Below are 15,086 nucleotides of genomic sequence, written 5' to 3' on the forward strand. Positions count from 1 at the left end.
CCGCCTGGCGACGCCCCATGGTCCGCCCCGCCCCTGGGTTTATGCAAAGGTCTCCTGGTGGGAGAGGGTTGGGGTGAGGGGGATCCGAGACTCGGGCATCGGATGTCGCCCATTGATGCAAAGGTCCCCATGGGGAGAGGGCCGGGGTGAGGGGATTCCCCGGCCGTCATTCGGGAGAGGTGCGGAGTCCAGCCCAAACGCCGCAGGCACGCACCTGCCGCCTGTTCGCTATTTGTTCGTTCGGTATTTGTCTGGTACTATCGCCGCACACCGACCGCAGCCGCCGCGCACATGCAGAATCTCGGCTCAGCCGCCTGGAACGGGCGCCGGGTGGTCATGCACGCCGACATGGATGCCTTCTATGCCGCCGTCGAGCAGCGCGAGCGGCCGGAGCTGCGTGGCAAGCCCGTAATCGTCGGCGGCTCGCGCGACGGACGGGGCGTCGTCACGGCGGCTTCCTATGAAGCGCGGGCGTTCGGCGTGCACTCCGCCATGCCCTCGCGCCAGGCCGCACGCCTTTGCCCTCAGGCCGAGTTCGTTCCCGGACGCATGGACCTCTACGCCGAGGTGTCGAGCCGGATGATGGACCTGTTCCGCGCCTACACCCCGCTCGTCGAGCCGCTGTCGCTGGACGAGGCCTTCCTCGACGTCACCGGCTGCGAGCGCCGCTACGGGACGCCGTCGGAAATCGCGCATCACCTGCGGGCGGCCGTGCGCGAGCACGAAGACCTTCCAATCTCCGTCGGCGTGGCGACTACGAAGTCGGTGGCCAAGATCGCTTCCCAGGTCGCCAAGCCCGACGGCTGCCGCGTCATCGCTCCCGGTGCCGAGTCTGACTTCCTCGACCCGCTGCCCGTCCGCATGGTCTGGGGCATTGGACCCAAGACGGCGGCCAAACTCGGGCGGCACGGCGTGACCACCATCGGTGATCTGGCCCGCATCGACCCGGAGCGGGTCCACGCGGGCTTTGGCGGCGGCGCCGCCCAGGCCGCCGTGCGCTCGCGCGGCGTGGACCCGCGAGCCGTGGATCCCGCGCGCGGGCGCCGCTCGGTGGGCAACGAGGTCACCTTCGACCGCGACGTTGACGACGGGACGGTTGTGGTGGACTACCTGCAGCAGCTTGCCGAGCACGTGGGCCAGCGGCTGCGCGCCAAGCACCTCCGCGCCCGCACGATCAGCGTCAAGGTGCGCTACGCCGACTTCCGCACCATTACGCGACAGACCACGGTCGGGGCGGCCGTGGATATCGGCGCCGCCATTTTCGCGGTGGCCCGTGAGCTGTTTCTGCGCGTGGCGCGCGCCGACGATGTCTACCGCCTCGTGGGGGTTCACGCCACCGCGCTCGAGAGCTTCGACTACCGCCAGCTGCCGCTGCGGCCGGCGGAGACGCGCGAGCGACGGCGGCTGGACGAAGCGCAGGACCAGATCCGACAGCGATTCGGCGACGCCGTGCTGGCGCCCGCGTCGCTGCTCGCCAGCCAGGCGCGCATGAGCGCGAGTCGATACGCCTGGCGCGACGCGGTGCTCGGATGATGCGACCGTCACTCCACGTCCGCCTCCCTCTCCCGTGGGGAGAGGGTCGGGGTGAGGGGATTCTCCCGCGTCGGCCACGTCCGCTCCCTCTCCCCGCTGTGGGAGACGGCCTGGGTGAGGGGGACTGCTGCCAACGTCCGCTCCCTCTCCCTGGTGACAGGGTCGGGGTAAGGGGGGGGCTCCCGCGTCGGCAACGCCCGCTCCCTCTCCCCAGGGAGCGGGCCGGGGTGAGGGAGACTGCTGCCAACGTCCGCTCCCTCTCGCTGGGGAGAGGGTCGGGGTGAGGGGACTTCCGCAACCGACAAGCGGCAGAGATTCCACGACCGTCATTCCGGCGCACGCCGAAATCCGGGCCCGGCGCCATTTCCGACCGGGTAGGGGCGGCCCTTGTGGCCGCCCGATATCGCCGCCCCGCCCGTGGCCGTCGGCAACGCCCGCTCCCTCTCCCCAGGGAGAGGGCCGGGGTCAGAGGGACCGCCGGCATGCCTCTCGTTCGTTGAACTCACGTGCAGTTGTGGAATCGGCGCTGGACGCGCCCCCGATGGTCGACGCCGGAATCGATTGGAGGCCAGCATGAGCCGCTCACCCGACACGTTCTTTGCCCTGCTGCGGCAGGTTGCCGACGAGCGCGGCGGCGGACCGGACGTGGTGCGGTCGCGCCTGGCGGCGGTGCGTCGCGACCGCCGGCGTCTGGCGCGGCTCGAACGCCTCTACGGCTACGCCCTGCGCCATCCGGCCCCTGACCGCGATCGGGTGCTGCGCGCCGTGGCCGGCCAGGTGCTGGAGCACGGCGCCTCGTTCGTGCTGGGTCGCGGTTCGCGCGAGGCCCAGCTGGCCTTGAGCTGGGGGCACCAGGTCTATCGCGAAGTGCATGCCGCGCGGCGTGACTTGCGATTCACCCGCGGACCGGGACCGCGCCAGCTCGTCGCCGACTGGCACTTCCAGTTCCCGGTCGTCGATCTGGTATTGCGGCACTTCCGCCGCCGCTGGCGCGGACACACGCTCATGATCCGGGACGGACGCCGCACCTACGTCCAGGACGGGTGTGGAATCAGCTTGAAACTGGCGCCCAGCCGAGGGGCCAAGGAGCCCTCGATCTGGTCGTCGCCGTCGGGCGGTGATATTCTGTCAAGTCAGGCGCATTTCGTCGCCGCACCTGGGAGGCAGGGGATGGCGTAGCTGCGTATGCGGTTCCTGCGGGGATCGGCCGAATCAATACGTGCCGTGCTCACCGCGGGCAACCTCATCGGGGCCGCGCCTCCATCACTCAGCGCCGAACAGCTCGCGCTTTTCCAGGCGCACTCGCGGCGCAGTTTCGCCGCCGTCGTCGACCAGGCCATCGCCGACGACGCTGACCTCATGCTCATCGCGGGCGGCCTGTTCGCGCGGTCGGAGCCGGGGCTCGACGACATTCGCTTTGCTTCCCAGTGTCTCGGGCGCGCCCGCGACGCCGGAATCGTGGCCATCGCCCTGGACGAGGCCGACAATCCCGCGACCGACAGCACCGGCATTACCTTCCTCGAAGAGCTTGGGCTCTTGGCCGGCGTGCGGCCCGACGGCGGTATTCGGAGCCGAACGGTCGACGTTGCCGGCGTCGCGCTTGAAGTTGGCGCGGCTCCAGCTTTCGGCCATGCCGATCCTGCGCCTCAGCATGCAGCTCTCCGTATCGCGCTGATCACCGACTCGGACGCGCTGCAGCGACAAGAGGCCATTGCCGCCGACGTCATCGTCCTTGGCAACCGGCCCGAGCCCGGGCAGCGTCAGCTGGGAAGCGTCTTCCTGATCTGCCCCGGGTGGTCCGCGCCCGCCGTGACCGAGCGGCTCTCGGAGTCGGGGTTTGCCCTCGTGGATCTGGATCAGGACGGCGTGATTGCCGCGGAATTCCGCGAGCTCGCGGGCGTCGCGCCCATCGTCGTCACGTTCACCGCCGGGGAGCTGGCCGACCGCGACCCCGCCGGGGTCATCCGCGAGCGAGTGGCCCCGCTGATCGGTGACGCCCCGCTGGTGACGCTTGAATTCGCGGGCGAGTTCTCGCGCGAGCTGTGGCATCGCTGCCGGGCTGCCGATCTGATCCGCCGGGCATCCGCCGACGGCACGCTGGTGCACGTTGACCTGTCACAACTCGACATAACAAGCGCCCCGACAGACGCACCCCCAACCCGTTCGTTCGTGGTGGAAGTGCGGCGCGCGGCCGATCAGCTATCCGCCGGCGCCGCGCCGTTGGATGACGCGGGCACCATGGCTCGGGCGCGCCGGTTGGTCGTCGATGGATTCCGGCGACGCGCCGAAAGCCGCGTCGCATGATTCTCCTGGAGCGGCTGACGGTTCGCGAGCTTGGCGCCCTGCACCGCGTCGACCTGGAGTTTCAGCCGCAAGGACATCATCTGATCACGGTCCCGCGTGACCAAGCGCAAGCCTTGCACGCGGCGCTGCTGACCTGTCTCTACGGCCCGCCCGACGGCATGCGCGCAAGGTCCGACGGCGCGATGATCGAGTGCGCGCTCGCCGCCGGCGGGCGCCCGCTCACCGTGCGACGCACGCTGCGGGCCACCGGTGGCGATGAGGCGGAGCTGGTGGTCAACCGCGGACCGCGCTCAACACCGATCCACGGCGAGGCTCAGGTGCGCGCGGCACTCGACAAGATGCTGGGACTTGATCGAGCGACGCTGGAATTGCTGGTGCGGCCGGAGCCCCGTTCCGAATTGCCCCCGCCAGCCGAGATCCGAGAGCTGCTGCGCCGCCTGCTCGGCGAGCGGCGTATCCAGGAAATGGAAGTCGAGTTTGCCGAAAGCCCGGCGCACCTCGAGGAAGAGGCTGTCGCGCGAGCGCGCGTCGAGCTGGCGCAGGCGGTGGCCCGGGCGGCGGCCAACGAGGACGAGATCGACCGCCTGGATCGCGCGCTGCAGCGCTGGCGCGTGCGCCAGGCCTTGCAGGCGCTCACCGCGGCATCGGAGCGCGCGGCGGAGGCCGACGCTTCCGAGCGCCGATATCGCGTGCTGCGCGGGCAATTCCTTGACGAGCGCGACCGCCTTGCCACTTACCGCGAGCTTGCCTCGCTCTGGGCGGATCACGCGCGGTGCGCCGCGGAATCCGCTCGCGCTCGCGAGCACATCGGGCGATTGGATGCGCGGCTGGGCCATCTTGCGTCCCTGGCACAGCGGGCCCGGACCGGCGGCGAGCGTCTGGCGGCGCTCGATCAAGCCTGCGACGCCGCCACCGCGGGCGCTGCGGCGTCGGAAGCGGCCGACCGCGCCCGGGCGAAGCGCGACCACCACCAAACCACCGCCCATGAACTCCGACAGGCTCGCTCCAATCTGGTCGAGGCCGAGGTGGTGCAGGCCAAGGCTCAGGCCGGCGCCGAGCGGGCCCGCACCCTGCGCAAACGCGCCCACGAAGACGAGCACCTCCCCACCGCGCACCGCCTGTGGGGCCGGCTCAACGACATCCTCCATGCCGAGTCCGGGCACGCGGGCGACGAGGCCGACCCCTCGGAACTGACGCGCGAGACCACTCGCATCAAGCAGGACCTTCGGTCACTGACGATCGAGGCTCAGCGCCGCCGAAACCGCCTGATGATGGCGGCTGTTGGCGTCGCGCTCGGCATCGTCCTGGCGACGATCGGTTTATCCGGCACGGCGCCGCTCGCGGTGTTGGGCGTGGCGATGGTCGTCGCCGGCGCGGCCGCGGGCGCCTGGTCGCTGTGGAGCCAGCGCGCCGATCACGCCCACGCGGAAGAGCTTCTGGACAAGCTGGCCGAGCTCGATCACGACCAACGCGACAGCGAGCAACACGCCACCCGCCTGGCCGCCAGTCGCCGGCAGCGGGCCAAGGTCGAGCAGGAGCTGGAGCGCCTCGGCCTCGAAATCCCCACGTCGCCCGAGCGCGCCCGCACACTGCGCGACAGCGCCACCGCCCGATTGCGCCGTATTGCCGACGGTGACCGCTCGGTCTCGACCGACGACCTCGAAGCCGACTGCGCTCGCACCCAGCGGGAGTTGGCCCACGCCGAGCGCGAGGTGCACCGGTTGCGCGCCCGCGTCGACGCGCTCGAGCGCTCCGGCGTGGAGGAGCGTGCGGCGGCCGCCGAAGCCGAGCTGCGCAGCCAGATCGAGGCCAGCGGGCGCGCCCGCGGTGACGCGGCTGAGTTGGCCCGGTCCCTCGACCTGCCCGACGACCACCGGGCGTTGGTCAGTGCCCGCGACGCCCAGCGGCGCGAGCTGAGCGCCATGCAAGAGCGCCTGGACCGGGGCGCCGACCTCGAGGCCGGGCGGCAGCGCGCGGTGTGGAAGCTCCACGCCGCCGAGAACGCGCTGCCGGGAATCGCCCAAGCCATCGACGCGCTGGTGGCCACCGACGCCGGGTTGCCGCGGGGCCAACCGCCTGACGAAGCGATTGGCCGCCTCGACGGACTGGTTGCCCTGGCCGACATCGTGGCCGCGGTGGGCGAATTGCGGGCAGCGTCAGGCGTGACCGAGGCGTCCGAGACAGCGCGAGTCGCGCAGGGCGGCGTCGCGCGGGCCACGACCGAGTTGGCCGGCGCCGTGCGGGCGACGGGCGCGCACGTCGACAACACCCCGACCGCGTCGGAAATTCGAGCCATCTTCCCCGACCTCGACCAGGACCGTCTGGAAGACGCGGGCGGCGCTCGGCGTCGGATGCAGCGGGCCCGAACCGCCCGACGGGAGTTCGACGAGCAGATCCGACAGCTCGAGCTCCGCACCGGCGCCGTGCGTCACGACGTCGACCTGGATGCGGCGCGCGCGGCGCTCGACGATCTCGTCGACCGGCGTCAGGTGCGGGCCGCCGCGTCGCGCCTGATGACCCACGCGCTCGATGCGCTGGCGAGCGGCGTCCGGAAGTCCACGGAGGCTGCCTTGCGTCGGATCATTGGCCGGGTGAGCGGCGGGATGTACTGGGACGTCCGCATTTCCCAGGACCAGGCCGTGCATGTCTGGGACGAAGCTCCCGAAGCCTGGAAGCCTCTCGGGGAGATCGCGGACGCGCTTCGTGACCCGATCGAGCTCGCCGTTGGCCTGGCCTTTCTCAGCGCCGTCCGCCCCCACGACGCGCCCTTTGCGCCGGCGTTCCTGTGGCTCGATGCCACAGGGGACGCCGCCGATGCCGAGACCGTTGCGCCCATGCTCGAGTCGCTGACTCACGGCGACTTTCAGCGATACTTTCCACAGGTCATCGCCACGTCCACCCGGGAGGGCTTGACCCGCGCGGGATTCGACCGTGTGGCAGACATCGTTGACGGCACGTCGGCGCCGTCGCCGGACGAAGCGGCCGACGCCCGCTGGCTCAAGGCCGTTGGCTGAGGGTTCGCTCGTCATCCGGCGGGAGGCGCCGCCGGCTGGCGGGGATGCCAAGGCACGACCGGCCACGAAGGCGGCCAAGCCCAAGCCTAAGCGCGAGTCGAAGCCCGGCGCCGACCAGCCGGCGGCCAAGTCCACTGAAGAGCCCCCTGCCAAGGCGCCCGCCGCAAAGGACGACGGCGCGTCGCCGTCGGAGCTGGATCTCGCAACGCCGGCCCCGCGCGGCTACCGGCCGCGCAGCTCCGGCCCGCGCGCCGCGCGCGATTACACCCGGGTCACCTCCAGCCTCATGTGGCTGGGTGGACTGGTCACGCTGGCGCTGCTGGGCTACGTGCTGGTCTTCACCTCGCCGGACCGCACCGAAAACGTCTTGGCCTTCGTGGCCCTGTCCGGCTTCGGCGCCTTTTTCTTTGCCTGGGCCATAGGCGCCTGGCTGCGCACCGGCGACGACGCCGCTGAGCCTCGACTGCCCGCGTTGACCGTCACCCGGCAGGCCGTCCTCGTCGCCGTGGGCGCCTTGGCGGTGGCGACGGCGGCGGTAAACAGCGTCGCCACGCCCGCGGCGGTGATCCTGATCGTCCTGGTCGTCATCAGCGCCGAGTTGCTCATCCGGCGCATGCCCTTCGGCCGGTGAGCACGCCTGACGCCTACGCGTCCATTGCCGAGCTTTATGCGGCCGAGCATGACGACTGGGACTACGATCTCCCGCTGTACGCCCACCTGGCCGAGCGCGTCGGCGGACCGATTCTGGATTTGGCCTGCGGCACCGCGCGCGTGGGCACGGCTCTGGCGGCGGCTGGATTCGAGGTGCACGGGGTCGACGCGTCGCCGGCGCTCCTGGCTATCGCGCGCCGACGAGCGGAGGAGCGTGGCCTGGAAGTCGAACTCGAGCAGGGCGACATGCGGCGCTTGTCGTCGCGCGTCCGATTCGGCGCGGTCTTCTGCGCGCTGGATTCATTCCTGCACCTGGCGTCCATGCAGGATCAGCTCGACACGCTGGAAGGCGTGAGCGGCGTGCTCGAGCCGGGAGGAATCCTGTGCGTGGACGTCTTCAATCCCACGCTCGATCGGCTGGCGGCGTGGGACGGCGTGCTCCGGACCCAGGGCAGCTTCAGGGACGCCGAAGGAACGGCGGTGACGCATTTCGTGTCGTGGGTGGTGGACCCCGGCACGCAGCGCATCGACGCACTGCACACCTACGACTCGCTCAGTGCCGACGGCCACGTGCAGCGCCGCGTAAGCCGCATGCCCCTGCGCTACGTACATCGATTCGAGCTGGAGCTGGCCCTGCGCTGCGCCGGATTCGACCGGATCGAAACCTACGGCACCTGGGCTCTCGACCCGTTCGACGGCGAAGGCGACCGCCTCATCGCGGTCGCGACCAAGCTGTAGATATCGCCGACCGCCACTCCCTCTCCCGTGGGGAGAGGGTTGGGGTGAGGGGACTGTCCCTTTCCGTCATTGCGGCGGAGGCCGCAATCCAGTCCGGTTTGTCCGGCGCGGCCCAAAATCGCGAGCGTCTGGTGCTTCTTCGGACGCTCCTTAGAGCGACCATCGCCCCAGCACCACCCCATCGTCCGACGCCTGCCGATAAGCCGCCGCCGGCCGCGCCAGCCGCACCGTGCTGGCGACCGTTTGAAATCCGAGCCGCGACATGGTGGGCAGCGCCTCTCCCGACCCCACGGGAAGATTCAACTCGACATAACGCAACTGCCGGGCCACGGCCAGGCGCCCCAGGCCACGGCACGCGGCCGCCACCGAGTGACCGTCGTACCCCATGTACCCGACTCGCGCCTCTAGGACCTCGCCGACAGGAACCGCCTCGGGATCGCAGACGAGCCACGCGCCCGGCCCCAGCGCTATGAAGGCGGCATCCGACAGGGGAACCGCCGCCGCCCGCCGGCAGGTGTAGGGGCGGGTCTCAGACCCGCCCGATCCGTCAGTCATCGGTTCATCTGAGCCAATTCGAGGATCCAAGGGCCGAACCTCAAGCTCCGCCGCCCTGCCCAATGTCGCCAACGAGGCTGCATCCGCCCGCAGGCGCAGGGTCACGTCCACCGGCCGCAGGCCGCGCCGGGCATAGGCGCCCAGCGCCACGCCATCGTTCGGCGACGCTTCCAGGCCGACCATGGCGCAGCCGACGCCTTCCAGGAACTCAAGCGCCGCCGTCGTCAGCGCGCGTCCCACGCCCACGCCGCGATACGCCGGATGAACCCCGAGTCCGCCGATCCAGCCGACATCCGGCTCGACGACGGCGAAGACCGCGCCCACGGGTCCGAATCCGGGCGCGTCGACCACCCACGCCCCGGCGCATTGCGCCTGCCAGCGGCTCGCCATGCCGTTCGAGATGAGGACGCGGAGGCCCGTGGGGCTGGCGCCGGGCGGCGGCGCAAACGCCTGCGTGAGCACATGCGCTACCGAGTCGACGTCCTCCGACCGCATGCGCCGCGCCGCCGGCGCACTCGCACCGTCGCTCGACCGAGAGTCCGTGGCTGGCGAGTGCGGCACGCTAGAATCGCCCTCGTTGTCGCGGCTTCGTCGGCCGCCCGTCTGGTTCACCCGTGCAGGAGGCAAGTGTGGCGTTGCTCACGCATTCCGGCCTGGCGCCCGCCATGGGGCGGCTGGGCACCGAGACGGCATTTGCCGTGCTGGCTCGCGCTCGACAGCTCGAAGCGCAGGGTCGCGACGTCATTCACCTCGAAATCGGTGAGCCGGATTTCGACACCCCCGCCAACATTATCGAAGCCGCCAAGCGCGCGCTCGATGACGGATTCACCCACTACGGCCCTTCGGCCGGACTGCCCGAGCTTCGCGCCGCCATCGCATCCCACGTGGGTGAGACTCGGGGGATCGTCATCGATCCCGACGAGGTCGTCGTCACCCCGGGCGCCAAGCCGATCATGTATTTCGCCATCACGGCGTTGTGCGGCCCCGGCGACGAGGTGCTCTATCCCGACCCCGGCTTCCCCATCTACCAGTCGGTGGTCGATTTCGTTGGCGCGACCCCGGTGCCGCTGGCGTTGCGCCCGGAGCGCGAGTTTCGGCTCGACCTGGACGAACTGCGCGAAAAGCTGTCGCCGCGCACCAAGCTGCTGATTCTCAACTCGCCTCAAAACCCGACCGGTGGCGTGCTCGAGCCCGACGACATCCGGGCCATCGGCGAATTGCTGGCCGACCACGACGCCTACGTGCTCTCCGACGAGATCTACTGCCGCATCATGTACGGCGAGATCGAGCACGCGTCGATCGCCGCCGAGCCGGGCATGCGCGACCGCACGATCATCCTCGACGGCTTCTCCAAGACCTACGCCATGACCGGATGGCGCATGGGATTCGGCGTCATGCCAGTCGATCTCGCCTCCGCGTTCTCGCAGTTGCAGACCAACATCACCAGCTGCACCGCCAGCTTCATCCAGATCGCCGGCATCGAGGCGCTGCAGGGACCGCAAGACGCCGCCGCGGAAATGGTCGCCGAGTTCAAGGCGCGTCGTGACCAGGTCGTCAACGGCCTCAACGCCATCCCCGGCGTGTGGTGTCAGCGGCCGGCGGGAGCGTTCTACGTGTTTCCGCAGCTCTCCGGCTTCGATCGCGACGCGGACGAGATCGCCGCGCGGCTTCTTGACGAGGCCGGCGTGGCGGTGCTGGCCGGCAGCGCCTTCGGCGACGTGGGGCGCGACTCGCTGCGGATGTCCTACGCCAACTCGCGCGAGAACCTGCGGGAGGGCGTGAAGCGCATGGCCGACTGGCTGGCCGGCGCCAGAGCCTGAATCGCGGCCAGCACACCTCGAGCCTAGTCCCCTCGGGCGCCTTCTCCCCGGCGGTCCGGTTCCTTCCCCCTGAAAGGGGGAAAGTCAGGATGGGGGTCATCCCCGACCACCCAAGCGGGCCATTCGATTCCCCGCGGATCACCACCACCGCGAGGGATTCTCGAAACTCTCCCTACAGCGGTTCGAACCGCTCCACGTCGAAGCCGAAGATCGTCGCGCCGCCCACCTGGACCTCCGCCGGATAGGGCACCGCCAGCTCGCCCGGTTCCGCCATGGCGGGGATGGGACTCACCATCTGCACGCGGGTGGTGGCCCCGCGCTTGATCAGGGCCAACAGCTCGCCGATGCGCTCGTCGTCGACGCCGGTCAAGAAGGTCACGTTGCCCTGTTGCAGGAAGCCGCCCGCCGAATCGATGCGGGTGAAGCGAATGTCGGCGTCTCGCATCAGACCCGCCAGGCCGTCGGCGTCTTGCTGCTGCACGATGATGATGAAGAGCTTCACGAGCGACCTGCCGCATCGATGGGCGGCCCTTGCGCCGTGCCGGCCGCCAGGGGCAGCGGCGGCTGGACGGCCTCGGCCGCCCGCAGCGTGCGCGCCCCGATTTCGGGCTCCACACGCCGCCAAATCTCTTGGCTCAAATCTTCCGGTGACTGGGTCGCGTCGAGCACTGCCCAACCATCAGTCTCGGCCTGTTCCAGGTATCCGCGGCGCACCCGCGCGTGAAACTCAAGTTTCTGCGCGTTCATGCCGCCGGCCTTCTCCCAGTCGCTCCCGCGTTGCTTGAGGCTGCGCATCACGCCGATCTGCACGTCCAGGTCGAGCAGCAGCGTCACATCCGGCAGCACACCGGCCGTCGCGAACGCGTTCATCTGGTCCAGCTCGGAGATTTCCAGGCCGAATCCCGCTCCCTGATACGCCAGCGTCGACGCGGCAAACCGGTCGCACACCACCACGCCGCCGTCGTTCAACCAGGGGCGCAGGCGCTCGGCGACGTGCTGGGCGCGCGCCGCAAGCATCAGCAGCGCCTGCACCCGTGGATTCATTTCCGGCAAGGAGCGCTCGCGGAACATCAGGGCCCGCAGGCGTTCGCCAAGCTCGGTGCCACCGGGCTCCCGGGTCAGGAGCACGTCGAGACCGGCCTGCTGCAGCCGGTCGGCCAGCATCTGCGCCTGGGTGGATTTGCCGCTGCCCTCGGGCCCTTCGAAGGCGATGAACAGCCCGCGCCGCCTGCCGTCGACGCTCACGAGCGCGGCTTCGTCAGCGCCAGGCGCAGCCGCTGCGCCGGACCCGAGGCGTCTGAGCCGGGCCGGGACGGCGCGTCGCCGTCAACCGTGGCGCCGTCCTCGACCAATTCCATCAGGCACGACTCCATTTGCAAGACGGTGTTGCTGCGCAGCACGTAGACCGGCGTGCCGCGGGCCTCGGCATCGCGCAGCAGGCGGGGGCGGCGACGGAAGAAGCTGCGCAGGGTCATCACGACGTCGGCCCCGCCAAGATCGCGCACCAGGCGCGCATCGATCCCAGTGTTGATGATGGCCTGTTCCAGCCGATTGCGCCCCACGCCGAACGGAAGAATCTGCAAGCTTCCAGACGATGCCCGGCGCCGCTGCGTCGGGTCGGTTCCGCGCAACGCGGCGGCAGGACGCTCGGGATCGCGTGGCGGCTCGTTGAACGCCTCGCGCTCGGTGCGCCCGTCGGCCAGGCGCACGCGGCGCTCGCCGGGCGCCGGCAGCCCGCGCAGCACGGCGTCCACCGTCTCGGCCACGTCGGTATAGATGACGAACGAGTCGCGGCTGTGCAGCTCGATGAGCGTGTGAAAGCTGGGCGGCGCGCGGCGCTCCAGTACGGTCTTCTGCGTGCCGCGGCGGCGCGCCTCCTCGTCGCCCAGCGTCACGGCCTCGACGCCGCCGACCAGGTCGGCCAGCAACGGATTGAGCAGCACGTTCTCCAGCGTCTGGCCGTGGGCGGTGGCCACCAGTTGCACGCCGCGCTCGGCAATGGTGCGGGCGGCGCGAGCCTCGGCCTCGGTGCCGATTTCATCGACCACGACAACTTCCGGCATGTGATTCTCGACCGCCTCGATCATGACGCGGTGTTGCAGGTCGGGCTGCGCCACCTGCATGCGGCGCGCCCGTCCGATGCCGGCGTGGGGAATGTCGCCGTCGCCCGCGATCTCATTCGAGGTATCCACCACGACCACCCGGCGGTCCGCGTCGTTGGCGAGTACGCGCGCGATCTCGCGCAGCATGGTGGTCTTGCCGACGCCCGGTGGGCCGAGCAGCAGCAGGTTTCGCGGGGACGTGATGATGTCGGCCACAACGTGCGTGGTGCCGTGCAGGGCACGCCCGCGGCGGATGGTGAGCCCCACGATGCGCCCCGAGCGATTGCGCAGCGCCGAGAACCGGTGCAGCGTGCGAGCGATGCCGGCGCGATTGTCGGCCGTAAAGGCACCCACGGACGACACGACTTGGTCCAGGTCGTCGCCCGTGACCTCCCGTTCCAGCAGCGCCACCGACCGGGCGTCCAGCCGGGCCTCCGGAAAGCGCCCGATATCCAGCACGATCTCGACCAGCGTGTCCCAGTCGGACAGCGCCTGGAGGGCATCGCGAACCTCGGACGGTAGGGCCGTCAGGAGCCGGTCGAGCTCCTCGCCGTCGGACGCCGCGGGATGCGGCACCGGTCCGTTGGCGGCGGCGGGCGGCGTCGTCGTCGGTTCCATGGGCTACCCGGGCGCTCCGTCCAGCACGACGCCGCGCACCTGCGCCGCCGCCGGCACGGCCACCTCTCTGACCATGAGCATATGGCTGTTGGCGTGCGTGAATCCCAGCGCGTCGAGAGCCGAGCCGATCGGCGATTGAGGCTCGCGGACTTGGATCCGCACGGGACGCGGCGCCGCGCTGCCCAATCGCCACAGCGCCCAGTGCAGCAGCTCACGTGCCTGATGGTGTCCGCGTGGGTGGAGCATGAGCGTAAGCCGATGACTCTCACCGGCGTCGACGCGCAGCTCCAGCCAGGCGACGAGTCCGTGATCGTCGGCGACCACGTGGCGTTCGATGGCCACGTCGCTCAGCCACCGCCAGAGGCCGGCGCTGCGCGGCGGCAGCTGCTCCATCTCCTCCATGGTGCGCGCTTCGGCGCGTTGCACGGCGGCCGGCGTGGTGGCGCGATAGAGCTGCATCACGTCCCAGGCATCGGGGGCTTCCTGTGGCCGCAGTCCGTCGATGTCCGGCGCCACGCTCACCGGCCCCGGCGACCGCTCGTACTCGTGTTCGATAGCGGCGGATGAATAGCCGTTGGCGGTGAAGGCCGGGGTGTAGGGGCTGTCCTCCCACAGGCGCGCCACGAGGATCGGACGCCCCTGGGCGGCCGCGCATCCGGCAAGACGTTGCAGCATGGCCTCGGCGGTTTCCATTTGGAGCGGGCCGACCGGGTCGCCGGATGTACTGGACTCACGCGGCGCCAGCAAGGTCAGGGCCTCGACGCTGGCGCGGCGTGCCGCCGGGGCGCAGCGCAGCAGGCCGAAGCCTCGCAGACGCGCGCCGGTCCAGGCCCCAACCGCTTGCAGGTCGGGAGCCACGGTGGGCAGCGCCGCGCCGGCGGCCATGAGCGCCGGCACATGGCGGCCCTGGTAGGTGATCACGTCCACGCGCGGCAGATTGGCCAGCACGAAGGTCCCGACGATGGTCGGAATGTGCCAGGGACCGAGCGTGGAACCGGTGACGGTCATGCGATTGCCGCCTGCCCGCGGTAGGGGCGGGTTTCAAACCCGCCCGCACGAGGACTTGCCGAGGATTCCCGACGGCACCAGGACCGAGCCCCTTCCGTACCCACGAGGGGGATGAGGGGGCAGCTCGCGGCTGGGACGAATTCCCAGGCTGCACGCAGCCTGGGCCACCGGGCAACGCTGGGTCGGTGTAGGGGCAGCCCTTGTGGCTGCCCGGATCGAACCAGGCGGGCGCCCACAAGGGGCGCCCCTACGCGGACATGGGCGCTGCCGGGCCTGGGCGTCCGGTTCCTTCTCCCCTGGTGCACACCGGTGCCTCTCCCCTCCGTCATTCCGGCGAAAGCCGGAATCCAGTCCGGTCGAACCGGCCGCCGAGCAGGCGGCCCGCGGTAGGGGCGGGTTTCAAACCCGCCCGCGCGAGGACTTGCCGAGGATTCCCGACGGGACCAGGATCGAGCCTTCCCCGTACCCACGAGGGGGATGAGGGGGCAGCTCGCGGCTGGGACGAATTCCCAGGCTGCACGCAGCCTGGGCCACCGGGCAACGCTGGGTCGGTGTAGGGGCAGCCCTTGTGGCTGCCCGGATCGAACCAGGCGGGCGCCCACAAGGGGCGCCCCTACGCGGACATGGGCGCTGCCGGGCCTGGGCGTCCGGTTCCTTCTCCCCTGGTGCACACCGGTGCCTCTCCCCTCCGTCATTCCGGCGAAAGCCGGAATCCAGTCCGGTCGAACCGGCCGCCGAGCAGG

General features: G+C 70.5%; 12 protein-coding genes. 7 read left to right on the forward strand and 5 right to left on the reverse strand.

Features of this window, described 5'->3' with window-relative positions; genetic code table 11:
• Nucleotides 1-291: 291 nt before the first annotated feature.
• The 6 genes from dinB to OXG33_09990 all read left to right on the forward strand — a co-directional run bounded on the left by dinB (nucleotide 292) and on the right by OXG33_09990 (nucleotide 8,240).
• Nucleotides 292-1,533 (forward strand): DNA polymerase IV, encoded by a 1,242-nt coding sequence (dinB, locus tag OXG33_09965; GenBank protein ID MCY4114246.1) that lies wholly within the window; start codon nucleotides 292-294, stop codon nucleotides 1,531-1,533.
• 573 nt (nucleotides 1,534-2,106) lie between these two features.
• Nucleotides 2,107-2,712 carry a DUF4130 domain-containing protein gene (locus OXG33_09970; protein ID MCY4114247.1) on the forward strand — a complete coding sequence of 202 codons (606 nt, stop codon included), beginning with the start codon at nucleotides 2,107-2,109 and terminating at the stop codon, nucleotides 2,710-2,712.
• A 45-nt stretch (nucleotides 2,713-2,757) separates the two neighbouring features.
• Complete coding sequence (locus tag OXG33_09975) at nucleotides 2,758-3,837, forward strand: hypothetical protein (GenBank protein MCY4114248.1); 1,080 nt, start codon at nucleotides 2,758-2,760, stop codon at nucleotides 3,835-3,837.
• Nucleotides 3,834-6,851: a hypothetical protein gene (locus OXG33_09980; protein MCY4114249.1), complete on the forward strand. Its 3,018-nt coding sequence runs from the start codon at nucleotides 3,834-3,836 to the stop codon at nucleotides 6,849-6,851. The genes OXG33_09975 and OXG33_09980 overlap by 4 nt, the downstream gene beginning before the upstream one ends.
• Nucleotides 6,844-7,482: a hypothetical protein gene (locus tag OXG33_09985; protein ID MCY4114250.1), complete on the forward strand. Its 639-nt coding sequence runs from the start codon at nucleotides 6,844-6,846 to the stop codon at nucleotides 7,480-7,482. Before OXG33_09980 ends, OXG33_09985 begins: the two co-directional genes overlap by 8 nt.
• Nucleotides 7,479-8,240: a methyltransferase domain-containing protein gene (locus OXG33_09990; protein MCY4114251.1), complete on the forward strand. Its 762-nt coding sequence runs from the start codon at nucleotides 7,479-7,481 to the stop codon at nucleotides 8,238-8,240. The genes OXG33_09985 and OXG33_09990 overlap by 4 nt, the downstream gene beginning before the upstream one ends.
• Nucleotides 8,241-8,390: 150 nt before the next feature.
• On the opposite strand, the gene OXG33_09995 is transcribed toward OXG33_09990, so the two are convergent.
• Nucleotides 8,391-9,290: a GNAT family N-acetyltransferase gene (locus OXG33_09995; GenBank protein MCY4114252.1), complete on the reverse strand. Its 900-nt coding sequence runs from the start codon at nucleotides 9,288-9,290 to the stop codon at nucleotides 8,391-8,393.
• 170 nt (nucleotides 9,291-9,460) lie between these two features.
• Between OXG33_09995 and OXG33_10000 the strand changes: the two genes are divergently transcribed.
• Nucleotides 9,461-10,615: a pyridoxal phosphate-dependent aminotransferase gene (locus OXG33_10000; protein MCY4114253.1), complete on the forward strand. Its 1,155-nt coding sequence runs from the start codon at nucleotides 9,461-9,463 to the stop codon at nucleotides 10,613-10,615.
• A 172-nt stretch (nucleotides 10,616-10,787) separates the two neighbouring features.
• Here OXG33_10000 and OXG33_10005 read toward each other — a convergent pair whose 3' ends face one another.
• The 4 genes from OXG33_10005 to OXG33_10020 are packed head-to-tail and all read right to left on the reverse strand — an operon-like array spanning nucleotide 10,788 to nucleotide 14,343.
• Nucleotides 10,788-11,117, reverse strand: coding sequence for a cyclic-di-AMP receptor (locus tag OXG33_10005; GenBank protein ID MCY4114254.1), 330 nt, complete (start codon nucleotides 11,115-11,117; stop codon nucleotides 10,788-10,790).
• Complete coding sequence (tmk, locus tag OXG33_10010) at nucleotides 11,114-11,860, reverse strand: dTMP kinase (protein ID MCY4114255.1); 747 nt, start codon at nucleotides 11,858-11,860, stop codon at nucleotides 11,114-11,116. The genes OXG33_10005 and tmk overlap by 4 nt, the downstream gene beginning before the upstream one ends.
• Nucleotides 11,857-13,335, reverse strand: a complete 1,479-nt coding sequence (locus OXG33_10015) for an AAA family ATPase (protein ID MCY4114256.1) — start codon at nucleotides 13,333-13,335, stop codon at nucleotides 11,857-11,859. The genes tmk and OXG33_10015 overlap by 4 nt, the downstream gene beginning before the upstream one ends.
• Before the next feature lie 3 nt (nucleotides 13,336-13,338).
• The gene (locus OXG33_10020) at nucleotides 13,339-14,343 is read right to left on the reverse strand and encodes a hypothetical protein (GenBank protein MCY4114257.1); all 1,005 of its coding nucleotides are present in this window, start codon (nucleotides 14,341-14,343) and stop codon (nucleotides 13,339-13,341) included.
• Between the last annotated feature and the right edge of the window lie 743 nt (nucleotides 14,344-15,086).

The organism is Chloroflexota bacterium, assembly GCA_026708035.1.
In the GTDB taxonomy this organism is placed as follows: Bacteria; Chloroflexota; UBA11872; order UBA11872; family UBA11872; genus JAJECS01.